The sequence below is a fragment of the Streptomyces sp. ITFR-16 genome (assembly GCF_031844705.1).
In the GTDB taxonomy this organism is placed as follows: Bacteria; Actinomycetota; Actinomycetes; order Streptomycetales; family Streptomycetaceae; genus Streptomyces.
On sequence record NZ_CP134609.1, the window covers coordinates 3,128,430 to 3,153,279 of the forward strand.

Sequence of the window (24,850 nt, forward strand, 5' to 3'; positions counted from 1 at the left end):
ACCCTTTCGGTACGCGGCACGGCACGGACGGAGACGCGGAATGCATCCCCCCGCGGGCGACGGGACGATGCTTGCACGGGGCGCGGGGGGTCACGCAAGCCCTGTGTTACTGATGGGTCTCCTTGTCCGGTATGGGCAGGGGCCGCTTCTCGATCGCGGCCGCCATCACCTCCGGGAAGAGGTCCGGCGTACAGGCGAACGCCGGGGCGCCCAGGGCGGAGAGCGCCGCGGCGTGGTCACGGTCGTAGGAGGGAGCGCCCTCGTCGGACAGAGCGAGCAGGGTCACGAACTGCACGCCCGACGACTTCATCGCGGCGACCCGCTTCAGCATCTCGTTGCGGATGCCGCCCTCGTAGAGGTCGCTGATGAGCACGACGACGGTGTCGGCGGGGCGGGTGATCTGCGACTGGCAGTAGGCCAGGGCCCGGTTGATGTCGGTGCCGCCGCCGAGCTGGGTGCCGAAGAGCACGTCGACGGGGTCGTCGAGCTGGTCGGTGAGGTCGACCACCGCCGTGTCGAAGACGACGAGCCTGGTCCGCAGGGAGCGCATGGAGGCGAGCACGGCCCCGAACACCGACGCGTAGACCACGGAGGCGGCCATCGAACCGGACTGGTCGATGCAGAGGATGACGTCCTTCTTCACGGACTGCGCGGCCCGCCCGTACCCGATGAGCCGCTCGGGGACGACGGTCCCGGCGCCGTCCTCGCCGGGCAGGGTCAGGTAGTTCTTGAGGTTGGCCCGGATCGTGCGGTCCCAGTCGATGTCGTGGTGGCGGGGCCTGCTGACCTTCGCGGAGCGGTCCAGGGCGCCGGTGAGCGTGGCCCGGGTGCGGGTGGTGAGCCGCTTCTCCAGCTCATCGACGACCTTGCGGACGACGGCCCTCGCCGTCTCCTTCGTCGTCTCGGGCATGGCCTTGTTGAGCGAGAGCAGGGTGCCGACGAGATGGACGTCCGCCTCGACGGCCTCCAGCATCTCCGGTTCGAGCAGGAGCGCGGAGAGCCCGAGCCGGTCGATGGCGTCGCGCTGCATCACCTGGACGACGGAGCTGGGGAAGTACGTCCGGATGTCGCCGAGCCAGCGGGCCACGGACGGTGCGGAGGCGCCGAGTCCGGCCGAGCGTCCGCCGCCGCCCCGGCCGCCGGGCCTGCTCCCGCCCTCGTACAGCGCGGTCAGCGCGCCGTCCATCGCGGCGTCGCGGCCGGTGAGCGTGCAGCCGGTGCTCTGTGCGCTGTCCGCGCCCAGCACCATGCGCCAGCGCCGCAGCCGCTCCCCGTCGTCCGCGCCGCCCGCCGCGGCGGGTGTCGCGGGGGCGGCCGGTGTCGCGTGAACGGCCGGTGTCGGTTCGGAAGTCGTCATCCCGTCGCTCCCAGGGGTTGTGCGTGGTGGCCGGGTGCCGCAGTCGGCGGTGTCTCCGTGTCCAGGCCGAGCAGCAGGCGCAGGACCGGGACCACCGCGTCCGCCCGTGCCGCGTCGAGCGCGGGGCCGAATCCGGGTGCCGTCGCCCCGCCCCCGGGCAGCGCGCCGGTGCCCGGGGCGCCGTCGGCGGCCGGGCCGCGCCGGACCAGTTCGCCCAGCGTGCGCCGTACGCCCGGCTCGTACGCGGAGAACGTGCGGCGCAGCAGCGGCAGTACGTCGGTGAAGGTGTCGGCGGAGACTCCCGTGAGCCAGGAGTCGACCAGGGCGAGCAGCCGTTCGTCGTGGACCAGGAGCATGCCGCCGCCGGCCGCTCCGCCGACGAATCCCTCGATCCACGCGGCGGCGTCGGCCGGTGGGGTGCCGGGCGACAGGGCCAGGCCCATCAGCCGTGCCGCGTCGTCCTGTTCGAGGTGTCCGTCGTCCAGGAGGAGCCGGGCCGCTCGGCCTCGGATCACACCCGCGACCGTGTCCCGGACGGCGAGCCTGTGCAGCACGGCCCGCCAGCGCTCGCGCAGGCCGTCCGCGTTCTCCGGGACGGCGCCCGCGAGGAGCCCGATCGCGGTGTGGACTCCGTCGATACGGCGGCGCAGCGCCTCGGCCCCGTCGGTGTCGAGGCCGGTGCAGGCGGGGGGCAGCCCGACGCAGATCCGTTCGGCGAGTCCGGCCGCGACCTCACCGAGCGCGGTGGTGTCCGTCGAGCGGACGTCCCCGTAGCGCAGGGTGCGGGCCAGGGCGGGCAGGGCGTCGGCGAGGTGGCCGACGTCGGTGTCGAGGGCGGCGCGGTCGGCGAGGGCCCGCATCACGACGGGGAGCGCCTCGGGCAGGTCGGCCAGCAGGCAGCGCTCGGCGAGCGCGGTCACCTCGGCGAGGGCGGTCGCCGAGAGGGCGTCCGACTCGGCGCGGGCGGTCGCGGCGGTGAGCACGGTGGTGCCCCAGACGCCCGCCTCCGCGACCCGTACATGGAGTTCGGGCTCCCAGCGCAGCCGCCAGCTCTCCCGGAAGGTGCCGGTGCTCCCCCGCCCGGCGGCGGGCTCGCCCCAGCCGATGCCCAGGAGGCGCAGCCGGTGCAGCAGCCGGCTGCGGGCCGCGTCGGTGTCCTTGCGGAGGTCGAGCTCCGTCTCCCGCTCGGACGCCTCCGGCTTGAGCCGCAGGGTGCGCTGCTGCCGGGTGAGGTCGCGCTGCAACGGCACGGCGGGTGCGGTGTCGGGTACTTCGCCGAGGGCTCCGCCGACGATCAGGCGGTCCCGGACGAGCGCCAGCGGTACGTCGGAGCCCTCGCACATCACGGCCCGGACGGCGTCGGTCGTCTCGCTCAGTCCGGCGAGCGGCCGGCCGCGCAGGGCGGCGAGGGTCGAGGCGAGCCGGACGGCCTCGATGACATGGGCGGAGGAGACGAACCGGTCCTCGTCGCGCAGGAGTCCGGCGACCTTCGTCATCCACCGTTCGATCGGACGGTCCGGGGCGGTGAAGAGGTGCTCGTACCAGCCGGGCCAGTCGATCCCGGCCCCGTATCCGCTGTGCCGGGCGAGCCGCTGGTGGGTCCAGGGCACCCAGGTCAGTTCGGCCTTGACCTTGGGCAGCCCCTTGAGCAGGGCCCGGTCCGCGGTGATCGTCGTCCTCGTCCGCAGGGCCGGGACATGCCAGGCCCCGCACACCACGGCGACCTCGTCCCCGAACTCCTTGACCGCAGCCCGCAGTTGGATGCGCATGTACGCCTCGCGCACCGCGTCACGGGGGTGGCCGCCGTCCCCGTACACCTCGCGCAGCGCGGTCATCGCCTCGCCGAGTGCGGCGAACGCCGCCAGGGGGCCGGCCGCCCCGCCGTCGGGGACCCGGTGTTCGACCACGTCCTCCCACCAGCGCTCGGGGTCGTCGTACCCCGCGGTCTCGGCCAGCACCCGGACGGGGTCGACGGGGACGCGTCGGGACGGACCGTCCGGCTCGGGGCCCGCCTCCGCCTCCGGGTCCGGGTCCTCGCCCCGGTCCGGGGAGCCTGCGGGCTCCTCCTCCATGGCCAGTGAGTGCGCCGCGGGCAGGTCGACGAAGCGGGCGGGGACGCCGTGCGCCAGGGCCCAGCGGATCGCGACCCACTCCGGGGAGAACTCGGCGAGCGGCCAGAACGCCGCCCGCCCGGGGTCGTCCACCGCGTGGGCGAGCAGGGCGACGGGCGGCCGCATCTGCTCGTCGGCCGCCAGCGGCAGCAGCGCGTCCCCCTCGGGCGGCCCCTCGATGAGCACCGCCCTCGGGCGGGCGGCGTCCAGGGCGGCGCGGACCGCGCGGGCCGAGCCAGGACCGTGGTGACGCACCCCCAGCAGCAGCGGGCCGGCGGTGCGGGCGCCGGTCATACGGAGGCCTCTCGGCAGGCGCGGTAGAAGTCCTTCCAGCCGTCCCGCTCGCGCACCACGGTCTCCAGGTACTCCTGCCACACCACCCGGTCGGCGGCCGGGTCGCGGACGACCGCGCCGAGAATGCCGGCGGCGACGTCGCCGGGGCGCAGCACCCCGTCGCCGAAGTGGGCGGCGAGGGCGAGGCCGTTGGTGACGACGGAGATCGCCTCGGCCGTGGACAGCGTGCCCGAGGGGGACTTGAGCTTGGTGCGCCCGTCCGTGGTGACGCCGTCGCGCAGCTCACGGAAGACCGTGACGACGCGGCGGATCTCGGCGAGGCCGTCGGGCGCGGGCGGCAGGTCGAGCGAGCGCCCCACCTGGTCGACGCGCCGGGAGACGATGTCCACCTCGGCCTCCGGGGTGGCGGGCAGCGGCAGCACCACGGTGTTGAACCGGCGGCGCAGGGCGCTGGACAGCTCGTTGACCCCCCGGTCGCGGTCGTTGGCCGTGGCGATGACGTTGAACCCGCGCACCGCCTGGACCTCCTGGCCCAGTTCGGGCAGGGGCAGGGTCTTCTCGGACAGGATCGTGATCAGCGAGTCCTGCACATCGGCGGGGATACGCGTCAGTTCCTCGATCCGCGCGGTCATGCCCTTTGACATGGCGCGCATCAGCGGGCTGGGCACCAGCGCGTCGCGGCTGGGGCCGTGCGCCAGCAGCTGCGCGTAGTTCCAGCCGTAGCGGACGGCTTCCTCGGGGGTGCCCGCCGTGCCCTGCACCAGCAGGGTGGAGTCGCCGCTGACGGCGGCCGCGAGATGCTCGGAGACCCAGGTCTTGGCGGTGCCGGGAACGCCGAGGAGCAGCAGGGCCCGGTCGGTGGCGAGCGTGGTGACGGCGACCTCGACGAGACGGCGCGGACCCACGTACTTGGGTGTGATCACGGTGCCGTCCGGCAGGGTGCCGCCCAGCAGATAGGTGGCGACCGCCCACGGCGAGAGGCGCCAACGCGCGGGCCGGGGGCGGTCGTCGGCGGCGGCGAGCGCCTTCAGTTCGTCGGCGAAGGCGTCCTCGGCATGCGGGCGCAGGGCCTCGCCGCCGGTGGCTGCGGTGGTGTCGGACACGGTCATGGATCCCCCTCCAGATCGGTCGGCCTGGTGTGGTTCCCACCGTGCACCATGCCACTGACAATCGCCCTTTGCGCAGGTCAGGGCGATTGTCAGTGGGGCCGCCTACCGTCGTTCCCATGCTGCTGACTGACGGGGGAGAACCCTTGGGCGCCGCTGCTCCGGCGGCGCGCTGGACGGTGGAGCAGGTCCTGGCCCTGGCTCCTGACGACGCTTCACGCAAGGCGGGGAACAAGCTGGGTTCGGCCGGTCCGTGGTCGGACACCGGGTGGGATGCTTCGGGTGCGCTGTGGGGGCAGTGCCGGGGAAGCGGAAGCAAGCCGTACCGCACGGTGATCGACACGACGGGCCCCGCGTACAAGTGCAGTTGCCCCAGTCGCAAGTTCCCGTGCAAGCACGCGCTGGGTCTGCTGCTGCTCCGCGCGTCCGACGGACCGGCGGTGCCCGCCGGGGATCCGCCCGACTGGGCGGGCGAATGGCTGACCGCCCGGCGGGCCCGCGCGGAGGCCAAGGCGCGGCCGGCCGGCGGCGAGGGTACGGGTGACGGGCCCGCGGATCCGGCGGCCGCCCGCCGCCGGGCCGAGCGGCGGGCGGAGCGGATCGGCGGCGGTGCCCAGGAGTTGGAGCAGCGGCTGACCGATCTGCTACGGGGCGGACTGGCCGCCGCCGAGCAGGCGGGGTACGGGCTGTGGGAGGAGACGGCGGCCCGCATGGTCGACGCGCAGGCGCCAGGTCTGGCGGGCCGGGTGCGGGAGCTGGGCGCGATCCCGGCGTCCGGGCCCGGCTGGCCGGTGCGGCTGCTGGAGGAGTGCGCGCTGCTCCATCTGCTGGACGCGGCCTGGCTGGGCATCGACCGGCTGCCGCAGCCGCTGGCGGCCACGGTCCGGACCCGGGTGGGGCTGACGGCCGCCCCGGACGGGGAGCCGGTCCGGGACCGCTGGCTCGTCCTCGCCCAGTACGACACCCCCGAGGGAAAGATCGTCACCCGCCGCATCTGGCTCCGCGGCACGGATTCGGGCCGCACGGCGCTGCTGCTGTCCTTCGGGGCCGCCGGGCGCTCCCCCGGTCAGGCCCTGCCCGTGGGCGCCACGATCGACGCCGAGCTGACGCCCTACCCGGGTTCCGCGCAGCTGCGGGCGGAGCTGGGGCCGCAGTTCGGGGTGGCGGAGCCGGCCGGCGGCCCACCGCCGGGTGTCACGGTGCCCGAGGCCGTCGCGGCGTACGGTCAGGCGCTGACCGGCGACCCCTGGCTGGAGTCCTGGCCGGTGACCCTGCGCGATGTCATACCCGTGCCGGCCGAGGACGGCTGGCAGCTCACGGACGCCGAGGGCCGGACGGCCCTGCCCGTCACGGCCGACGCGTCGGCCCGGCCGGCGCTGTGGAAGCTCGTCGCGGTCTCGGGCGGCGGCCCGCTCACGGTCTTCGGTGAATGCGGCCACCGCGGCTTCGACCCGCTCGCGGCCTGGCCGGCCGAGGCCGCCGAGACCGTTCCGCTCATCTGACTCCTGGAGGGGGAGCGATGCCCCGCACCACCACACGCACCACCGCGTCCGCCACCACATCCGCCACCGGCGCCGTCGCGGACGCGCTCGCGGCCACGCCGTGGGAAGAGCTCGTCACCTCGGCCCTGCTCGGCACGGACCGCCGCCCGCCCGGGGAGGCCGCCGCGAAGACCCCCGGCACGGGCGCGGGCGGTCCGGGCCCGGCTGCCACGAGCCCGGACGGCGCCGCGGTCGCGCTGCTCGATGCCGCCGCCCTGCACACCGTGCGGCGCCGGGCGGCCCTGCTCCCCGCCCCTGCCGGGCCCCGCCCCGCCCCCGCCCCCGCCGATCCCCGGCCCCCGCTCCCCGATGCGGCCCGCAGCCGGCTGGCGCAACTGCTCGCGGACCGGGTGGCGACGGGCGGATCGGCCGGCAGACGAGGGGCCGCCCCCGATCTGACGGAGCTGATCCCGCAGTGGCTGACCACCGCCAATCAGCACGGCTACCGGGCCCCGGACGCCGCCCTGCCCCCCCTGCTGGACGCGGCCCGCGCGCGTACCGATCTGCGCCCGCAGGCCCTGGAGTTCGCGGGTCCGCGCGGACTGTGGCTGGCCGGGCTGAACCCGGAGTGGAAGTTCGCGCTGCGCGGCGCGTCCGGCAGCAGCGCGCTGCTGCCGGACGTGACCGACCGGGAGGCGGTGCGGAAGCTCTGGGAGGAGGGGCTGTTCGCCGAACGGGTGGCACTGCTCGGAGCCGTACGGGCGCATGAACCGTCGGCCGCGCTCGATCTGCTCGCCACCACCTGGACGACGGAGCGGGCCGAGGACCGGCTGATGTTCGTCGACTCGCTGCGCACCGGACTGTCCGGCGCCGACGAGGAGTTCCTGGAGCAGGCGCTCGCCGACCGCAGCCGCAATGTGCGGGCGACGGCGGCCGAGCTGTTGTCCGCGCTGCCCGGATCGGCGCTCGGCCGCAGGATGGCGGACCGCGCGCTGTCCTGTGTGAGCCCGGGACTCACCGGCACCGAGCCGTCCGTCGCTGTGGAGGCGCCGCACGAGTGCGATGCGGCGATGCAGCGGGACGGGGTGGCGGCGCTCCCGCCGTCCGGCCGGGGCGAACGGTCCTGGTGGCTGGGCCAGTTGGTGGAGGCGTCGCCGCTCTCGGTCTGGGCGGGCCGGTTCGGCGGCCGGGGGGCGCGCGAAATCGTCGCGCTGCCCGTCGCGGACGGCTGGGGCGAGGAGCTGCACGCGGCCTGGTGCCGGGCGGCCGTGCGGCAGCGGGACCCGGAGTGGGCGCGGGCACTGCTCGGCGCCCCGTCGATACCTCCGTCGAACGGGCCGGGCACGGCGTCGCTCGCCGAGCGGTCGAAGCTCCTGGCCGTCCTGCCCCCGGGCGAACGGGCGGGCTGGGTGGCCGACTTCATCGCCGCCCACGGCCTGTCCGAGGCGTTCCAGCTGCTCGGGGTCTGCCCGGTCCCGTGGGCGGAGCCGCTCGGCCGTTCCGTCGTCGACGCCCTCGACATCGCCCGGGACGCGGGCAGTTACCCCTGGAGCTTCAGCGGGGTGATGGGTCTCGCCGAGCGCTGCCTCGATCCGGCGGAGGCAGGCCGTCTGGAAGTGCTCACCACGACCCCCGACGAGCCCGAGGACGCCTCCCCCGGGGCGAACGGCTACTGGTCGGAGGCGTTCGGACGCCTGGTCTCGACACTGAGGCTGCGCGCGACGATGGAGGCGGAGCTGGCGCCGGTGCGGTGAGGCGGGGGCGGGGCGGCGCCGGACCGGCGAGACGGCGAAGCCCTGCCGGGCCCGCGCCCACCGGCGCCCACCCGGCGGTGGACCGCAACCACCCCACCCGGGCCGCCCGGATCGGGCCCGCACCCGGCTCCGCCCGGATCAGGCCCCGGCCGGCTGGCGGACGTTCGCGTTGACCCAGTCGACGATCGCGGTGGTCGTCGCGCCCGGGGTGAAGATCTCCGCGACGCCCTGTTCCTTCAGCGGCGCGATGTCCGCCTCCGGGATGATGCCGCCGCCGAACACCTTGATGTCCTGCGCCTCGCGCTCCTTCAGCAGCTCGATCACCTTGGCGAAGAGCGTGTTGTGCGCGCCGGAGAGGATCGAGAGGCCGATCGCGTCGGCGTCCTCCTGGATCGCGGTGTCCACGATCTGCTCGGGCGTCTGGTGGAGCCCCGTGTAGATGACCTCCATACCGGCGTCGCGCAGGGCCCGCGCGATCACTTTGGCCCCGCGGTCATGGCCGTCGAGGCCCGGTTTGGCCACCACCACACGGATCGGACCGGACACACCCATCACTGCCTCCACATGCGTCTCCCGTACCGGACGGGCCGGGGATGTGAACGAACGTTATCCACAGCATCCCGCAAGCCGCCGTTTCGCGGTGGACCGGGAGGGGGAAATCACACGTGGGACATGTTCACCGGGCACCGTTCCCCGCAGCATGCGGCAGAACCGCCGTGCGGGGCCCGGTCGCCGGGGGAGCCGCATCGAGGTCGCCGTACCACCGCGCCGTCAGCCGCACGGCACGGTGGTACGGCTCACCGCCTGCCCGACCTCCGACACGGCGCCCCACGAGGGCACACGGGACAGGGAGCCGCTCTCCCCGGGTGCCGGAGCAGGAGGTCGACCGTGAGGACCCTGCCTTTCCTTCCCCTACTGCTGCGCCGCCCCTGCCTGCGCACCGCCTGGCTGCCCTCGGCCTGGCTGCCCTCCGCGCTACTGAGAGCGACCGCGCTGGAGCTCGTGGTACTCGCCGGTCACGCCCTGCTGTATCCCACCGGAATCACCGGGGAGCGCCGCGCCGCCCCGTCCCCGGCCGGGCCCGCGCCCGCGCCCGCAGGGACGTCCGCGCTGCCCGCCGGGCCGCCCGACCGCCCGCCGGTCGTGCTCCTGCACGGCTTCATCGACAACCGCTCGGTCTTCGTCCTGCTGCGCCGCTCGCTGGCCCGGCACGGCTGGCGCCATCTGGAATCGCTCAACTACTCCCCCCTGACCTGCGACATCCGTACGGCGGCCGAGCTGCTCGGCCGGCATGTCGAGGAGATCTGCGCCCGCACGGGGCATCGCCGGGTGGACATCGTCGGACACAGCCTCGGCGGTCTCATCGCGCGCTACTACGTACAGCGACTGGGCGGTGACCACCGGGTCCGCACCCTGGTCACACTCGGCACCCCGCACGCGGGCACGGCCGTCGCGCCGCTGGCCGGCGCTCACCCGATCGTGCGGCAGATGCGCAGCGGATCGGTTCCGATCGAGGAGCTGCGGCTGCCCGCGCCCGGCTGCCGCACCCGGTTCGTCAGCTTCTGGAGCGAGCTGGACCAGGTGATCGTCCCGGCCGAGGCGGCCTGCGTGGACCACCCGGACCTCGATGCGGTGAACGTACGCGTCACGGGCATCGGGCACCTCGCGCTGCCGGTGCACCCGGCGGTGGCCGCAGGAGTCCGCCAGGCCCTCGACGCGGACGAGGCGGCCCTCGGCGCGTCCGGCGCCGTCTCCGTGGCCTGAGCCTCTCCGCGGCCTGAACCTCTCCCCCGGGCGCGCCCTCACCCTCCGCACAAATAGAACGGGTTTCGAACATAGAGCCAAGGCTGTGTGAGCGGTCCGCCGAAAGACGGCCGATTGCCCGTTTCCTGAGCGCGTGGAGGCCGTCGAAGATTGTCGGCGTCGCATACCGCCGGGTACAGTCGCGGCCACTGCTTAGCCCCCGGGGTCCCCCACCGCCCCCGGAACTGGTCCTGCTGCCGAGGCGAGAGAGAAGTTGGTGAACGACCAGCACCCCCACGCCGGGTATGCCGGATACGACGGCCACTCGACGACCGCCTTCGACAGCGACCCGCTCTTCGGTTCGCTCCCCGGCAGCTACGACGGTTCGTACGACACCTCGGCGGACTACGGCTACGGCACCTCGTACGCCACCGGGCAGGCCACGTACACCGGCGCTTACGACACCACGCAGTGGGACACGGGCACGCACGGGACGGTCGGATACGACCACACCGCCGGTTACCAGACCTACGCCGAGCAGCCCCAGCAGCACCCCGAGTACGACGCGGCAGCCCCGTACGACACCTCCGCGACCTGGCTGACGGCCGACGGCTACGGCCCGGCCGTCCCCGCCCAGGGCGGCGCACCGGAGTCCTCGGGGCAGTGGGACACCACCGCCTGGTACCCGAACGGACAGTGGGCGGGCACCGATACGGCGGCCTACGACACCGGCGCGTACGACGCCACCGCGTGGAACACCGGCGCCACGCCCGGGTACGAACAGCAAACAGTGCAAACCGTGCCGGATCCGAACGAAGCCGAACACGCGGCACAGCAGACGCTCGGGCACTACGAGACAACCGAGCCGCACGAGCACGCGGCGCCGGAGGCGCACGACTCGTACGGCCAGTACAACCAGTACGACCCCTATGAGCCCTACCGGACCGCCGAGTCCGCGCTCCCGGAGACGGACGGCGAGGATCCCGCGCCGGAACCGGTCGACCCACACCCCGCCCCGCATCCCGTCGCCCGTCCCGTGACCCGGTCCGGTGGCAGCCGCAGCCGCAGGCGTTCCCCCGCGAAGCGCTCCGCACTCCTCACCGTCGCCGTTCCCTCCGCCTGCGTGATGAGCGTGGCCGGCATCGCCGCCGCCTCCGTGAGCGGCATGGGCGGGGGCGAGGAGAAGAAGGACGACACCACGAGCATGGCCGCCGCGGACCCCGGCACGGTCAAGCCGGTCGCCGCGAACAACAAGCTGGACACCCAGCTCGCCAACCTCAGCGCCGACGCGGAGAACTTCGCCGACCGCGCCAGCCGCACCCAGGAGCGCATCGACCTGAAGGAGCGGCAGGCCGCCGAGAAGAAGAAGCGCATCGAGGAGGCCGCCCGCAAGGAGGCCCTGCGCCCCAAGTACGTCATGCCGGTCAAGCAGCACGGCCTCAGCGCCTACTTCGGCCAGGCGGGCGTCAACTGGATGTCCGTGCACACGGGCATCGACTTCCCCGTCCAGTACGGCACCCCGGTGATGGCCGCGACCGACGGCACCGTGCGCACGCAGTACAACACCGCCTACGGGAACATGGCCATCGTCACCATGGCCGACGGCACCGAGACCTGGTACTGCCACCTCAGCAGCACCCGGATCCGCTCCGGTCCGGTCAAGGCCGGTGACGTCATCGCGTACTCCGGCAACTCCGGGAACTCGACGGGCCCGCACATGCACTTCGAGGTGCGGCCCGGCGGCGGCGCGGCGATCGACCCGCTGCCGTGGCTCCGCAGCCACGGCGTCGACCCGACCTGACGAGGGCGCACAGCGCCCCCGCCGGGCCGGCCGCACTTACAGCTTCTGGACCGGCGCGTACCGCAGGAGCAGCTTCTTCGGCCGCTCGTCCCCGAAGTCGACCGTGGCCTTCGCCTGGTCGCCGATGCCCTCGACCGCCACCACCGTGCCCAGACCGAACTGGTCGTGGGTGACCCGGTCGCCGACCACCAGCGTGATCGTCGGCTTGTCCGAGGTCCGCCGGGTGGCGAAGCCCGAGGGGCCGGAACGCGAACGGGACGTGGAGAGCGACGAGGTGATGCCCGACGTGGGCCCCGCCGGGGCCGCCATCGGGCCCTTGCGCTTCCAGTCCAGGTGCTGGTCCGGGATCTCCTCCAGGAACCGCGACGGCGGGTTGTACGAGGGCTGGCCCCAGGCGCTGCGCATGGCCGCCCGGGTCAGATAGAGCCGCTCACGGGCGCGCGTGATGCCGACGTACGCGAGGCGCCGCTCCTCCTCCAGCTCCTTGACCTGGCCCAGCGCCCGCATGTGCGGGAAGACGCCGTCCTCCATGCCGGTCAGGAAGACGACCGGGAATTCGAGGCCCTTCGCGGTGTGCAGGGTCATCAGCGTGATGACGCCGGAGCCGTCGGTGTCCTCGTCGGGGATCTGGTCGGAGTCGGCGACGAGCGCGACCTTCTCCAGGAACTCCGCGAGGGTGCCCGCGCCCTCCTCCTCGCCACGCTCCTGCTCGAACTCGAGGGCGACGGCAGCGAGTTCCTGAAGGTTCTCGATGCGGGTCTCGTCCTGCGGGTCGGTGGACGCCTGGAGCTCGGCGAGATAGCCCGTACGCTCCAGGACCGCTTCCAGCACCACGGCCGGGCCCGCGCCGGACTCGACGATCGTGCGCAGCTCCTCCATCAGTGTGTTGAACCGCTTGACGGCGTTGGCGGAGCGGGCGGCCATGCCGTACGCCTCGTCGACGCGGCGCAGCGCCTGCGGGAAGGTGATCTTCTCGCGCAGGGACAGGGCGTCGATCATCGCCTCCGCGCGGTCGCCGATGCCGCGCTTGGGCACGTTCAGGATGCGGCGGAGCGGGACGGTGTCCTCGGGGTTGGCCAGGACGCGGAGGTAGGCCAGGACGTCCCGGACCTCCTTGCGCTCGTAGAAGCGCACCCCGCCGACGACCTTGTAGGGCAGGCCGACGCGGATGAAGATCTCCTCGAAGACACGGGACTGCGCGTTCGTCCGGTAGAAGATCGCGACGTCGCCGGCCTTGGCGTCGCCGGCGTCGGTGAGGCGGTCGATCTCGTCGGCGACGAACTGCGCCTCGTCGTGCTCGGTGTCGGCGACATAGCCGGTGATGCGGGCGCCGGTGCCGGCGTTGGTCCAGAGGTTCTTGGGGCGGCGGCTCTCGTTGCGCTCGATGACCGCGTTGGCGGCGGACAGGATCGTCTGGGTGGAGCGGTAGTTCTGCTCCAGCAGGATCGTCGTCGCGTTCGGGTAGTCCTCCTCGAACTGGAGGATGTTGCGGATGGTCGCGCCCCGGAAGGCGTAGATCGACTGGTCCGCGTCACCCACCACGCACAGCTCGGCGGGTGCGTCCTCGGGACCGGCCGGGCCGACCAGCTCCCGTACCAGCGTGTACTGGGCGTGGTTGGTGTCCTGGTACTCGTCGACCAGGACGTGCCGGAAGCGGCGGCGGTAGTGCTCGGCGACGTCGGGGAACGCCTGGAGCAGGTGCACCGTCGTCATGATGATGTCGTCGAAGTCCAGCGCGTTGGCCTCGCGCAGCCGGGCCTGGTACATCGCGTAGGCCTGGGCGAGGGTCTTCTCGAAGCCGTCGGCGGCCTGCCCGGCGAAGGTCTCCTCGTCGATGAGCTCGTTCTTGAGGTTGGAGACCTTGGCGGTGAACGACTTCGGCGGGTAGCGCTTCGGGTCGAGGTCGAGATCGCGGCAGACCAGGGCCATCAGCCGCTTGGAGTCGGCCGCGTCGTAGATCGAGAACGACGAGGTGAAGCCGAGCTTCTTCGACTCGCGGCGCAGGATCCGTACGCACGCGCTGTGGAACGTCATGACCCACATGGCGTTGGCGCGCGGGCCGACGAGCTGTTCGACGCGCTCCTTCATCTCGCCGGCGGCCTTGTTGGTGAAGGTGATCGCCAGGATCTGGCCGGGGTGCACCCCGCGCTCGGCCAGCAGATGGGCGATGCGGTGGGTCAGCACCCGAGTCTTGCCCGAGCCGGCCCCGGCCACGATGAGCAGCGGGGAGCCCGCGTGCACGACGGCGGCGCGCTGCTCGGTGTTCAGCCCGTCGAGCAGCGCGGCGGCGTCGATGACCGGGCGGTGCGCCCCGTCGCGGTAGTACGCGTCGCGGGGCGGCGGGGGCCCGTCGAACACGCCCGCGAAGAGGTCCTCCGGCACCGCTTCGGGTGCGGAGTCCTCGGGGGGCGGCGGGGGCCCTTCCTCCGTGTGCTGGAGGCCGGCCAGGAAACTGTCGTCAAAGAGGCTGCTCATCGCTGTCCGAGTCTAGGCGTGCGGACTGACACTCAGGGCCGGAGTGACGAAGCGCGCACCTCCGGGCGGGCACGCAGAGCAAGCACGGCACCGCGCGAAGTGGCCGGAGGCGGGCTCCACCTGCCCCGGAGCACCCCGATCCGGCTAGGTCACGAAAATGTATCGGGCATATCGCACATCAACCTTCACAGCGGCACCATGAGTTGGCTAGCGTGCTCGTCCGGGCGGCCCGTACCACCGAGGCGAACCACGCCGAGCGGGCGTCCACGCCGAATCCGCGCCTCCCCCAGGGGAGTCCGGAACCGGGGACCCACACGCATCACCGGGGTGAATCGGTCCGAATCCCCCACCCGGACCGTAGGGCAGCCTTCCGTTCCGCCCGAACCCGACAGCTAACCCGGTAGGCGGTCCACGGAAGGAGATGCCGGCCTTGGCGTCGCATCGCAAGCCGCGCACCCGGGTGCGCACCACCACCCCTGCCGTCGGGCTCACGACGGCCGCGCTGGCGTCGGTGACCCTGCTGTCCTCGCAGAGCGCGCTGGCCGCCCCGGCCCCGAAGCCCAGCATCGAGGACGTCCAGAAGAAGGTCGACGACCTCTACCGGCAGGCGGGCACCGCGACCCAGCAGTACAACCAGGCCAAGGAGGCGACGGACAAGCAGCGCTCCCGGGTGGACACGCTGCTGGACAACGTCGCCAAGCGCACCGAGAAGCTGAACGAGGCCCGCAGGACGCTCGGCACCTATGCGGCCGCCCAGTACCGCGACGGCGCCCTCGCGCCGACCGCCACCTTCTTCCTGGCCAACGACCCGCAGTCGTTCTTCGACCAGACCCATCTGATGAACCGGATGGCCGAGCGCCAGCAGCAGGCCGTCTCGGACTTCCGTACCCAGCAGGCGGAGGCGTCCAGGCAGCGGGCCGAGGCGGTGACGAGCCTGGAGACGCTCACCGAGTCGCAGGCCACGCTGCGCACCAGCAAGCAGAACGTCCAGAAGAAGCTGGCCTCCGCCCGCTCGCTGCTGTCCAGGCTGACCGCCGAGGAGAAGGCGCGGCTGGCCGAGCTGGAGCGCAAGAAGGAGGCCGAGGCCGAGCGCAAGGCCGCCGAGCTGGCGAAGAAGCAGGCCGCCGCGAAGGCGGAGGCCGCCCGCAAGGCCAAGGAGGCCGGTGGCGACAGCGGCTCCGGGACGGGTACGGGTACCGGCACGGGTTCCGGGTCCGGTGCGGGCAGCAGCGCCTCGACGAAGGCCGAGAAGGTCCTCGCGTTCGCCCGCGCGCAGCTCGGCAAGCCGTACGTCTGGGGGGCGACCGGCCCGGCCTCGTACGACTGCTCGGGGCTCACCCAGGCTGCCTGGAAGGCCGCGGGCGTCGACATCCCTCGGACCACCTGGGACCAGGTCGAGGTGGGCACGCGGATCGCCACGGAGGACCTTCAGCCGGGGGACCTGGTGTTCTTCTACGACGACATCAGCCACGTCGGTATCTACAAGGGCGACGGCATGATGATCCACGCGCCGAAGCCGGGGGCGAACGTGCGCGAGGAATCGATCTACTACATGCCGATCTACGGGAGCGTGCGGCCGGCCTGACCGGGAGCAGGGGGCCGGCCCGGGTTCCGGCCGGCCCGGCTCAGGGCGGCTCAGGTCCAGAGCGTGGCGATGAAGATGTTGGCGGCCGTGAGTGCGCCGACGGCCGCGAAGAGGCCCTTCCCGGCCTTCTCCTCGTCCCGCTTGACGTAGACGATCCCGAGGATGACCACCAGGATCGCCAGCTTGATGCCGATCTTGATGTTGTTCACCGGGTGGTCGTCGGCCTGGTCGAGGCCGACCAGGGCGATCCCGGTGACCAGCATCGTCAGCGCCCCGTGCAGCATCCCCGGGACGAACCGGGCCGTGCCGGCCGACATCGCCTTCAGCTGGCCCAGGAAGCCGCCGAGCAGGGCGGCGATACCGATGATGTGCAGGGCCACGATGAAGTCGATGAGTACGCGCATGGTTCCGCAGCCTAGCCACGGCGTTTCCGGGCGCTTTACCAGGGCTCCCCGGCAGCCGGAGGCGTAGTGGCCATGTGACCGAAGAATGCACCAAATGCCTGAATCTGACGCGTTTTTCCCAGTCATTCGACGACAACGCAACGCCAAAAGCGGGCAATAAGCGCCAAGACGACTCCTGCCCGTGCCCCGGGTTTAGCGTCCCTGTGCAGGTGGCCGCCCACCGCCGCTCCGCACCCGGACGGCGGTGGGCGGCCACCCCGCCGGGAGATCCGGCGACGGACCGCTCCCCCTGTTGGCGGCCCGCCGCCGGATCCCGGACGGGCCCGCCGGTAGTCCCCGCCGGGCAGTCGGAAGGAAGGACGCCCGCCCCAGTGGCCGCCCATCGGAAACCCAAGCAGCGCCTCTCCACCGGCTCTGCTGCCCGCACCGCAGCGACCCTCGCCTTCGCCGGGGCCGCGACCGCCGCCGCGCTGCCGGGATCCGCGCACGCCGCGCCGGCGCCGACCCCCGCCCAGGTCAAGGCCGAGGTGGACCGGCTGTACCGGGAGGCGGAGGTCGCCACCGAGCAGTACAACGGCGCGAAGGTGAAGGCGAAGGCCCTCACCAGGTCCGTGGACGCCCTGCGCGACGAGGCCGCCCGCCGGACCGCCCGGCTCAACGCCTCGCGCGACGCGCTCGGTGCGTACGCCGCCGCGCAGTACCGCTCCGGCGGACTCTCCCCCGCCGTCCAGCTCGCGCTCTCCTCGGACCCCGACCAGTACCTGGAGCGCGCCTCGTACGTGGAGCGGGCCGGCGAGCGCCGCGCGACCAGGCTCCGTGCCGTGGAGCGCCAGGTCACCGACGTGGCCCAGCTGCGCTCCGAGGCGGCCGGCCGGCTGTCGGAGCTCGCGTCCCAGCAGGCCGCCCTGCGCGCGCACAAGGACACCGTCCGCGCCAGGCTCGCCGAGGCCCGGAAGCTGCTGGAGCGTCTCTCCCCCACCGAGCGCGCCGCCTACGACGCGTCGGAGGACGGGCGCGGCGCCGGGCACGCCGACCGCAGCGCTCCGCGCGGCGCGGCCGAGGCGCCCAATTCCCGCGCCGCCGCAGCCGTCGCCTTCGCGTACACCGCCCTCGGCAAGCCGTACGTCTGGGGTGCCACCGGCCCCTCCTCGTTCGACTGCTCCGGACTCACGCAGGCCGCCTGGCGCGCGGCGGGTGTCTCGCTGCCCCGGACCACGTACACGCAGATCAACGCGGGGCGCCGGGTGTCGCGCTCCGAACTCGCGCCGGGCGACCTCGTGTTCTTCTATTCCGGCGTCAGCCATGTCGGGCTGTACATCGGCAACGGCCGGATGATCCACGCCCCGCGCCCCGGCGCCCCGGTCCGCATCGCTCCGATCGACCAAATGCCTTTCGCGGGAGCGACCCGGGTGGCATAGGCTCCCGTGGCTGCGAACCCAACGGCCCGAAGGACACCCGCACATGCCCATGGACGCCGACGTCCAGACCCATGCCCGTACGCTCACGCTCCGCTCGCCGGACCATGTCCGGGTGGGTCCGTTCGTGATCCGCTACAACCCGAACTGGTCCCTGAAGTTCGCCAACTACGCGATCCCGGACCAGGACGCCGAGCCGACGCCCGGCGAACTCGACGCACTCATAGCGGCCTTCCGCGAGCGGGACCGGATGCCCCGCCTGGAGTTCCTGCCCGGCTGGGCGCCCGCCGTCGAACCGGCTCTGCTCGCCGCCGGGTTCACGGTGGAGAACCGCGCCCCGATCCTCGCCTGCGCCCCCGGCGGCCTGGTGGACCCGAAGCCGGTCGCGGACCTGGTCGTCACGGAGCCCGCAACGGACGCGGAGTTCGCGGCCGCAGCGCTCGTCCAGCACCTCGGCTACGGCGGGGAGGGCGAGCCCGAGGACGGCACGGCCGAGTGGCTGCGCAACGCGGCGGCGGGCGGCGGGGTCACCGCGCTCGCGACCGTCGGCGGCACCCCGGCCGGGGCGGGCGGCTGCTCGGTCCCGGTCGACGGCCTCAGCGAGCTCGCCGGTCTCGCGGTCGGCGCGGACTTCCGCCGCCGGGGCATCGGCGCCGCGCTCTCCGCCCATCTGACGCGCACCGCGTTCGAGCGGGGCTGCCGGGTGGTGTGGCTGGAGCCGGGCGACGCCGATGTGGAGCGGATCTACGCGGCCATCGGCTACCGCCGGATCGGCGAGAAGCTCAACATCTCGCTGGACCCGGACCGGGGCTAGACGAGCCGCCGCGCGGTCGCCCAGCGGGTCAGTTCGTGGCGGTTGGACAGCTGGAGCTTGCGCAGCACCGCCGAGACATGGGACTCGACGGTCTTCACCGAGATGAAGAGCTGCTTGGCGATCTCCTTGTACGCGTAGCCCCGGGCGATCAGCCGCAGCACCTCGCGCTCGCGCTGGGTCAGCCGGTCGAGGTCCTCGTCGACCGGGGGCGCGTCCGTCGAGGCGAAGGCGTCGAGGACGAAGCCGGCCAGCCGGGGCGAGAACACCGCGTCGCCGTCCTGGACCCGGAAGACCGAGTCGACCAGGTCGCTGCCGGTGATCGTCTTGGTGACATAGCCGCGCGCACCGCCCCGGATGACACCGATGACGTCCTCGGCGGCGTCCGAGACGGACAGCGCGAGGAAGCGCACCGGGTTCTCGACCGCGCCCATGAAGGGGGCGCAGCGGCGCAGCACCTCGACGCCGCCGCCGCCCGGGAGATGGACGTCGAGGAGGACGACCTCGGGGCGGGTCGCCGTGATGACGGTGACCGCCTGGTCGACGTCGGCGGCCTCGCCGACGACCTCGACCCCGGTCTCCTCGGTGCGGCCGATCTCGGCCTGTACGCCGGTGCGGAACATCCGGTGGTCGTCGACGAGCACGACTCGTACCCGGCGCTCCGGGCCCTCGTGGCCCCCGGTCGCCTCAGTGGTCCCGTTCATCGCTCGTCCTCTCCATCTCCAGCTCGACTTCCGTGCCCCCGCCGGGCACCGAACGCAGCCGGGCGCTGCCGCCGTTGCGCTGCATCCGGCCGATGATCGACTCTCGTACACCCATTCTGTCCCCCGGTACGGAGTCCAGGTCGAAACCCGGGCCCCGGTCACGCACCGAGACGAAGACCGTCCGGCCCTCGACCTCGGCGTAGACCTGCACGGCGCCGCCCTCGCCACCGTACTTGGCGGCGTTGACCATGGCCTCGCGTGCGGCCTGCATCTGTGCGGTCAGCTTCTCGTCGAGCGGGCAGTCGCCGACGACGACCACCTCCAGCGGGACGCCGTGCTTGTCCTCGACCTCGGCGGCGGCGCGCTTGACGGCCTCGGCGAGCGTCTCGGGCTCGTCGGCCTCGTCCTTGCCGGTGCCCTCGGGGTTGTACAGCCAGTTGCGCAGTTCGCGTTCCTGGGCGCGGGCCAGCCTGCGGACCTCGCCCGGGTCCTCCGCGTTGCGCTGGATCAGGGTGAGGGTGTGCAGCACCGAGTCGTGGACATGGGCGGCGACCTCGGCGCGCTCCTGGGCCCTGATGCGCATGAGGCGTTCCTCGGAGAGGTCCTGGGTCATGCGGACGAGATAGGGCCCGGCCAGCAGGGCGATGCCGGTGAGGACGGCGATGGCGGCGGTCAGGACGTTGCCGAGCTGGGCGGCGGAGCCGCGTACGACCATGAAGCCGGCGAGGCCGAGGCCGACCAGCGCGACACCGGCGAGGCCGCGGGCCAGGTGCAGGACGCGGCGGCGGCTGCCGACCTCCATCCAGCGGGCGCGGCGGGCGTTGTCCGCCTGGCGCCACACCAGGACGGAGCCGGCACCGATGAGCAGGGTGGGCCAGATGTAGCGGTCGGCCTTGCTGCCCATGTCGACGTTGCCGACGAAGACGACGGCGCCGATGAGCAGCGCGATGAGGGCGAAGACCTGGCCCTTGTCGGGTTTGCGGAGCCGGCGTCTGCCGTCGGGGGCGGTCTCGAAGACGGACCGGGGGGTGTCGACGCCGCCGACGCCGAGCGGCACGACGATCCAGAACACGGCGTACAGGAGTGCGCCGAGGCCGTCCGCGAAGAACAGCCCGAGGAAGACGAACCGCACCCAGGCGACCGGGAGTCCGAGATGCCCGGCGAGACCGCGTGCGACGCCGCCGAGCAGCCGTCCGTCGGCGCTGCGGTACAGCTTGCGCTGCGGCGGCTCCTCCGTGTCGGGGGCGTGGGAGCTTGCGGCTCGGGACGTGGCGGCTGGCATGACCCGATCGTCACACGTCCCGGAGGGTCGTGGCATCAGGGTCGGCCCCCACTTCGACCCTGAGAGCGGGCGGCGACGGCCCGGGGCACCCTGAGGGACGGGCCGGCCAATATCAGGGACCGTCCAGGGTCGGGGCGGGTGCCGGACGGGGCCGGGGCCCGTCACCATGGAGCCATGACCGTTCCCCAGGATGCGCCGCCCGGCGTCGTACCGCCCCCCGGGCCACTCCCGCGGCTGCAGCGCAGCTCGCGGCAGAAAGTGGTGGCCGGGGTGTGCGGCGGGCTCGGCCGGTACTGCGACGTCGACCCGGTGATCTTCCGGATCGTGCTCGGTGTGCTCTCCGTGACCGGCGGCCTCGGCCTGGTCTTCTACGGCTTCGCCTGGCTGCTGATCCCGCTGGACGGCGAGGAGGAGAACGAGGCGCGCCGGCTGCTGTCGGGCCGCGTCGAGGGTGCCTCGCTGATCGCGGTGCTGTGCGCGCTGATCGGCTGCGGTCTCTTCCTGTCGATGCTGGGCAACGGCGGCACGCTGGCGTTCGCCGGGATGCTGTCGACCGCGGTCGTCGGCTTCTCCGTCTGGACGCAGCACCGCAGGACGGCCGATCCGCAGGACCCGCTGCATCCGGCGGCCGCGCAGGCCGTGTCGGACGCGCCGCCCGAGGTGAAGGCGCCGCCGTCCCCGTCCGGCCCGTCCTGGTGGCGGGACCCGATCGTCAAGGACGGGACGACGGGGCCGGTGGGGCCCGGCTATCTGTGGGGTCCGCCGGACGCCGTGGTCGACGGGCAGGCGGCGGGCGCGCGCAGGGCGAGGGCCGACGCCCCGTTCAGCCCGCCGCAGCGGTCGCGGGAGATCCGGGGGCCGCGCTCGATCGGCGGCATGGTGTTCCTGACCGCGCTCCTCGCGGGCGGGCTGGGCACGGGGCTCAGCTGGGACGCCCACCCGCTCGGGACGAGCCTGCAGATCGGCCTGGCCGCGGCGCTCGCGGTGTTCGGGGCGGGGATGCTGATCAGCGCCTTCGTGGGGCGGACCGGGTTCGGCACGCTGCTGCTGGCGATGATCACCGCAGGGCTGCTGGCCGGCGCCTCCGCGCTGCCCAAGGACATCACCACCCACTGGGCGCGCGAGGACTGGCGGCCCGCGACGGTCGCCGCCGTACAGCCGCGCTACGAACTGGGCTCCGGGCAGGTGCGCCTGGACCTCACCCGGGTCGCCGTCCCCCGGGGGCAGACGCTCAGCACGGAGGTGGAGGTCGGGGCGGGCCGGGTCGTCGTGCTGGTCCCGAAGGCGGTCACCGTGAGGGTGAACGCCCGCGCGGGCCTCGGGGACATCACGCTGCCGGGCGAGCGGCGCCGGGGCGACGTGGACATCAGCCCCTCGCAGAACGAGCACCGCACGCTGCCGCCGCCTGCGGGCACCAAGGCGGCGGGCACGGTCGACCTGGATCTGGAAGTGGGCATCGGACAGGTGGAGGTCAGCCGTGCCACGTCATGAGTTCCGGCCGGGCCGGGCGGTCGCGGGTCTGGTGATGCTGACCCTGGCCGCCGGTTACGCGGCGGACGCGGCGGGGCTGTGGGAGGCCCCGTGGGTCTTCTTCGTCCCGGTGTTCGTGGGCGGTCTGTGGCTCGCGGCCACCGCGACCTGGACGGCCTACCGGATCCGCCGCCGCCGCGCCGCGAGAAAGGCGTCCGCGGAGAACGAGGCGGCACCGCCGAGCAGCAGCGGCAGCCAGGCCATGAGGTAGATCAGGTCGTTGCCCAGGTAGTAGGGCGAGACCTGCCAGCTGACGGTCAGCCACAGGCTCAGCGAGATCAGCGCCCCGCCGAGCGCGGCGATCCGGGACCAGAGCCCGAGCAGGGTGCCGATCCCGACGGCGAGCTCGCCGAACGCGATGGCGTACCCGAAGCCGGACGGGCTCTTCAGGGCGAGGTCGACGAGGGCCGGGATCGCGGCGGAGTCGCGGACACCGGTCATCTGCTCGCCGATCGATCCGGCGCCGGTGGCGTGGAAGAACGCGCTGTCGGTGAGCTTGTCGAGCGCCGCGTAGACGAAGGTGACCCCGAGGAAGATCCGCAACGGCAGCAGGGCGTGCTCCCGTGCCAGGTCCCGCAGGCTCCTGGCCTCGCCCAGACCGCGCCCGTTCGTGCCGTATCCGTGCATGGTTCTCCCGCCTTCCGCAGCCCTGTCGCGGGACCACCGTCCCGCCCGCAGGGCCGTTCTGCCCTCGCCGGACCGTTCGACCCGTCACCAGACGATACGTACGCGGCGAACGCACTGCTCACCGGGTGTGCGGCCGACTCCCGCGAAAGGCCGGGCCGGGCCTCAGTCCGTCACATCGATCTCGACGCGGTTGGACTCCGCCCCGGCGGCTGTCACGACCTGCACCTCGACCACCCCCGGCTCCACCTCCACCGGCACCGGCACGGTCAGCACCGTGTCGGTGGGGTTGGCGAAGCCGCCGGTGACCGGGATCAGCGGCACATGGACATGGACGGAGCCGATCCGCACGACCATGCGCGCCAGCCGGTCCGGGGCCCCGGCGCCGGGCGGCACGAACCCCGCGCCCCTGATCTCGATGTCGTCGCCGGTGCGGATCGGCGCGTCCAGGTCGCCCGCCTCGCGGGCGCGGACCACCGACAGCACCACCGGCCGGCCGCCCTCGGTGTACTTGCCCGCGAAATAGGCCGCCGCCGAGACGCCCACCAGCAGCGCGAGCCCCCACGGCAGATCGGGCAGCTGCTCGGGCCGGCGGGCCAGCCGGACCGCCGCGAAGACCACGGCGGCCGTGCTCACCAGGACGTACTGCACATCCGTGAACCCGCCGCGCCCGGAGTCGTCGGTCAGCAGATCGGCGGCGCGCGGCCGGTCGGCCCGCAGCTTCTGGAGCCGCCCGGACAGCACCCGTACGCTCACCACCCGCCGCACGACCACGGCGATCGCGCACACCAGCGCCAGCACGCTCACCACGCCGGCGCCGCGCGCCAGGTCCAGGCCCTCGATGAGCGCGTCGCGCTCGTCGTGTCCGGACGCGCCCGCCAGCTGGAGCGCGAGGACGAGCACGGAGAAGACCGCCAGCAGCACCCAGGAGGCGGCGACCGCCCGTGAGGTGGAGAGCCGGTTGTCCTCACCGATCAGCGGCGCCAGCAGCCCGCCGCGCGCCCGGTGCAGGTGCGCGGCGGCGGTCAGCAGCCCGGCGATGATCACCCCGGCGACCAGTCCTGCGGTACGGGCGTGGGACCAGCCCGCACCGATCGCGGTGGCCGCCTCGGTGACCGCCAGCACGGCCACCGCACCCCAGACGACGGCCAGGGTGCGCTGCCGGACCCGGTGGAGCCAGGCGTCCCCGGCCTCCCGGCCGCGCTCGGCGACCGCGCGGGCGGACTGGGTCAGCTCGTCGGAGACCCACTGCCGGGTCGCGGAGGCGGACTGGGCGACCCCGGTGGGCAGCCCCTGGCCCGCCGCGAGCTCGTCCCGCTTGGCCAGGAAGGCGGCCACCGCGCGCCGGTGCCCCCGGCGCGCTCCGTGCGGGCAGTCGCCGCACGTACAGCCACCGCCGTGCGTGCCCTGTCGTGCCTCGTCCAACGCCACGGAAAACGCCGCCCTCTCCCACCCCGGTACAGCTGATGATCAAACCCAACTCAGCTGTGATTGCTGCGAATTGTGCCGTACGGTACGGGCGGTTCCCGCATCGGGGCACACCGGGCGGGCGGGATCGTCAGAACGTTCGAGAAACCCGGCTCCACAGCGGCTGGTAGTTGATCCAGGCGACCAGGTCGCTGCCGAGCTGTTCGCGGGTGGTGACCGCGTCCCGGTGCTCGATCAGCACCGGCTTCCCGGCCGCCCGCGCGACCAGCTGGACCTGGCAGGACCGCTCCAGCGCGAGGAACCACCAGGCCGCCGCGTCCACCGAGTCGCCCACGGTCAGCAGTCCGTGGTTGCGCAGCACGATCGCCTTGCGGGGCCCGAGCGCGGCGGCGATCCGGCGACCCTCGTCCTCGTCCACCACGACCCCGGTGTACGCGTCGTACAGGGCGTGGTCCTCGTAGAAGGCGCAGGACTCCTGGGTGATCGGCTCGATCAGCTCGCCCAGCGCGGCCAGCGCCCGGCCGTGCACGGAGTGGGTGTGCGCCACGGCCACGACGTCCGGGCGGGCCCGGTGCACCTGGGCGTGGACGGTGAAGGCGGCCTGGTTGACGTGCCGGGTGCCCTCGACGACCTGCCCCTGGGCGTTGACCAGGATCAGGTCCCCCGGCCGCATCCCGTCGAAGGGGACGCCGAAGGGGTTGACCCAGAAGCACTCGGTGAACTCCGGGTCGCGTGCCGTGATGTGCCCGGAGACCCCGTCCTCGTACCCGTACTCACCGAACAGCCGGAGCGCCCCGGCCAGCCGTTCCTTGCGGTGCGCTCGCTCCTCCCCGAGGGAGGCGTGCACCGGCGGCATCGCGAAGTGGAGCTGGTCCACGGGGAGGGGTGCGGGCTCGGGCATGGCGGCTCCTCGGTGCTCCCGGGCGTACGGATCGGGCGGGCGGA

The 24,850-nt window shown here is 73.4% G+C and carries 20 protein-coding genes and 1 riboswitch; of the genes, 9 read left to right on the forward strand and 11 right to left on the reverse strand.

Going from position 1 to position 24,850, the window contains the following annotated elements:
• Nucleotides 1-106 precede the first annotated feature (106 nt).
• The 3 genes from RLT58_RS13780 to RLT58_RS13790 are packed head-to-tail and all read right to left on the reverse strand — an operon-like array spanning nt 107 to nt 4,871.
• On the reverse strand, nt 107-1,357 hold the full coding sequence (locus RLT58_RS13780) for a vWA domain-containing protein (protein WP_399131478.1): 1,251 nt from the start codon (nt 1,355-1,357) through the stop codon (nt 107-109).
• Nucleotides 1,354-3,762, reverse strand: coding sequence for a DUF5682 family protein (locus RLT58_RS13785; RefSeq protein ID WP_311310697.1), 2,409 nt, complete (start codon nt 3,760-3,762; stop codon nt 1,354-1,356). Before RLT58_RS13785 ends, RLT58_RS13780 begins: the two co-directional genes overlap by 4 nt.
• Nucleotides 3,759-4,871, reverse strand: coding sequence for an ATP-binding protein (locus RLT58_RS13790; RefSeq protein WP_311310698.1), 1,113 nt, complete (start codon nt 4,869-4,871; stop codon nt 3,759-3,761). Before RLT58_RS13790 ends, RLT58_RS13785 begins: the two co-directional genes overlap by 4 nt.
• 116 nt (nt 4,872-4,987) lie before the next feature.
• On the opposite strand from RLT58_RS13790, the gene RLT58_RS13795 reads away from it, so the two are divergent.
• A complete protein-coding gene (locus tag RLT58_RS13795) occupies nt 4,988-6,370 on the forward strand; it encodes an SWIM zinc finger family protein (RefSeq protein ID WP_311310699.1) in 1,383 nt (460 codons plus the stop codon).
• A gap of 17 nt (nt 6,371-6,387) precedes the next feature.
• Nucleotides 6,388-8,103 (forward strand): DUF5691 domain-containing protein, encoded by a 1,716-nt coding sequence (locus RLT58_RS13800; protein WP_311310700.1) that lies wholly within the window; start codon nt 6,388-6,390, stop codon nt 8,101-8,103.
• Between the two features lie 138 nt (nt 8,104-8,241).
• Here RLT58_RS13800 and RLT58_RS13805 read toward each other — a convergent pair whose 3' ends face one another.
• Complete coding sequence (locus RLT58_RS13805; protein ID WP_311310701.1) at nt 8,242-8,655, reverse strand: coenzyme B12-dependent isobutyryl CoA mutase small subunit; 414 nt, start codon at nt 8,653-8,655, stop codon at nt 8,242-8,244.
• Nucleotides 8,656-8,991: 336 nt separating this feature from the next.
• Between RLT58_RS13805 and RLT58_RS13810 the strand changes: the two genes are divergently transcribed.
• Both RLT58_RS13810 and RLT58_RS13815 read left to right on the forward strand, forming a co-directional pair.
• The gene (locus RLT58_RS13810; protein WP_399131481.1) at nt 8,992-9,867 is read left to right on the forward strand and encodes an esterase/lipase family protein; all 876 of its coding nucleotides are present in this window, start codon (nt 8,992-8,994) and stop codon (nt 9,865-9,867) included.
• Nucleotides 9,868-10,123: 256 nt separating this feature from the next.
• Nucleotides 10,124-11,647, forward strand: a complete 1,524-nt coding sequence (locus RLT58_RS13815; protein ID WP_311310702.1) for a peptidoglycan DD-metalloendopeptidase family protein — start codon at nt 10,124-10,126, stop codon at nt 11,645-11,647.
• Nucleotides 11,648-11,683: 36 nt separating this feature from the next.
• On the opposite strand, the gene pcrA is transcribed toward RLT58_RS13815, so the two are convergent.
• Nucleotides 11,684-14,122, reverse strand: a complete 2,439-nt coding sequence (pcrA, locus tag RLT58_RS13820; RefSeq protein WP_311310703.1) for a DNA helicase PcrA — start codon at nt 14,120-14,122, stop codon at nt 11,684-11,686.
• Nucleotides 14,123-14,379: 257 nt separating this feature from the next.
• Nucleotides 14,380-14,545: riboswitch (cyclic di-AMP (ydaO/yuaA leader) on the forward strand.
• On the opposite strand from pcrA, the gene RLT58_RS13825 reads away from it, so the two are divergent.
• Complete coding sequence (locus RLT58_RS13825; RefSeq protein WP_311310704.1) at nt 14,544-15,707, forward strand: C40 family peptidase; 1,164 nt, start codon at nt 14,544-14,546, stop codon at nt 15,705-15,707. (Overlaps the previous riboswitch by 2 nt.)
• A gap of 50 nt (nt 15,708-15,757) precedes the next feature.
• Here the strand turns inward: RLT58_RS13825 and RLT58_RS13830 are convergent, their stop codons facing one another.
• Nucleotides 15,758-16,111 carry a hypothetical protein gene (locus tag RLT58_RS13830; RefSeq protein ID WP_311310705.1) on the reverse strand — a complete coding sequence of 118 codons (354 nt, stop codon included), beginning with the start codon at nt 16,109-16,111 and terminating at the stop codon, nt 15,758-15,760.
• 371 nt (nt 16,112-16,482) lie between these two features.
• On the opposite strand from RLT58_RS13830, the gene RLT58_RS13835 reads away from it, so the two are divergent.
• Together RLT58_RS13835 and RLT58_RS13840 are read left to right on the forward strand one after the other, a co-directional pair.
• Complete coding sequence (locus RLT58_RS13835; RefSeq protein ID WP_311310706.1) at nt 16,483-17,529, forward strand: C40 family peptidase; 1,047 nt, start codon at nt 16,483-16,485, stop codon at nt 17,527-17,529.
• A 43-nt stretch (nt 17,530-17,572) separates the two neighbouring features.
• Nucleotides 17,573-18,340: a GNAT family N-acetyltransferase gene (locus RLT58_RS13840; protein WP_311310707.1), complete on the forward strand. Its 768-nt coding sequence runs from the start codon at nt 17,573-17,575 to the stop codon at nt 18,338-18,340.
• On the opposite strand, the gene RLT58_RS13845 is transcribed toward RLT58_RS13840, so the two are convergent.
• Together RLT58_RS13845 and RLT58_RS13850 are read right to left on the reverse strand one after the other, a co-directional pair.
• Complete coding sequence (locus tag RLT58_RS13845; protein ID WP_250968117.1) at nt 18,337-19,041, reverse strand: LuxR C-terminal-related transcriptional regulator; 705 nt, start codon at nt 19,039-19,041, stop codon at nt 18,337-18,339. The two genes, RLT58_RS13840 and RLT58_RS13845, sit on opposite strands and share 4 nt — an antisense overlap.
• Nucleotides 19,025-20,323: a PspC domain-containing protein gene (locus RLT58_RS13850; RefSeq protein ID WP_311310708.1), complete on the reverse strand. Its 1,299-nt coding sequence runs from the start codon at nt 20,321-20,323 to the stop codon at nt 19,025-19,027. The genes RLT58_RS13845 and RLT58_RS13850 overlap by 17 nt, the downstream gene beginning before the upstream one ends.
• A gap of 174 nt (nt 20,324-20,497) precedes the next feature.
• Between RLT58_RS13850 and RLT58_RS13855 the strand changes: the two genes are divergently transcribed.
• Both RLT58_RS13855 and RLT58_RS13860 read left to right on the forward strand, forming a co-directional pair.
• Complete coding sequence (locus RLT58_RS13855) at nt 20,498-21,814, forward strand: PspC domain-containing protein (RefSeq protein WP_311310709.1); 1,317 nt, start codon at nt 20,498-20,500, stop codon at nt 21,812-21,814.
• Nucleotides 21,801-22,064, forward strand: a complete 264-nt coding sequence (locus RLT58_RS13860; RefSeq protein WP_311310710.1) for a hypothetical protein — start codon at nt 21,801-21,803, stop codon at nt 22,062-22,064. Before RLT58_RS13855 ends, RLT58_RS13860 begins: the two co-directional genes overlap by 14 nt.
• Here the strand turns inward: RLT58_RS13860 and RLT58_RS13865 are convergent.
• From RLT58_RS13865 to RLT58_RS13875, 3 genes are all read right to left on the reverse strand, one after another.
• A complete protein-coding gene (locus RLT58_RS13865; protein WP_311310711.1) occupies nt 21,971-22,480 on the reverse strand; it encodes a DoxX family protein in 510 nt (169 codons plus the stop codon). The genes RLT58_RS13860 and RLT58_RS13865 overlap by 94 nt on opposite strands.
• Before the next feature lie 162 nt (nt 22,481-22,642).
• Entirely contained in the window at nt 22,643-23,908 is a 1,266-nt protein-coding gene (locus tag RLT58_RS13870; protein ID WP_311310712.1) for a hypothetical protein, read from the reverse strand.
• A gap of 127 nt (nt 23,909-24,035) precedes the next feature.
• Nucleotides 24,036-24,806 carry a class II aldolase/adducin family protein gene (locus RLT58_RS13875; RefSeq protein ID WP_311310713.1) on the reverse strand — a complete coding sequence of 257 codons (771 nt, stop codon included), beginning with the start codon at nt 24,804-24,806 and terminating at the stop codon, nt 24,036-24,038.
• Nucleotides 24,807-24,850 lie beyond the last annotated feature (44 nt).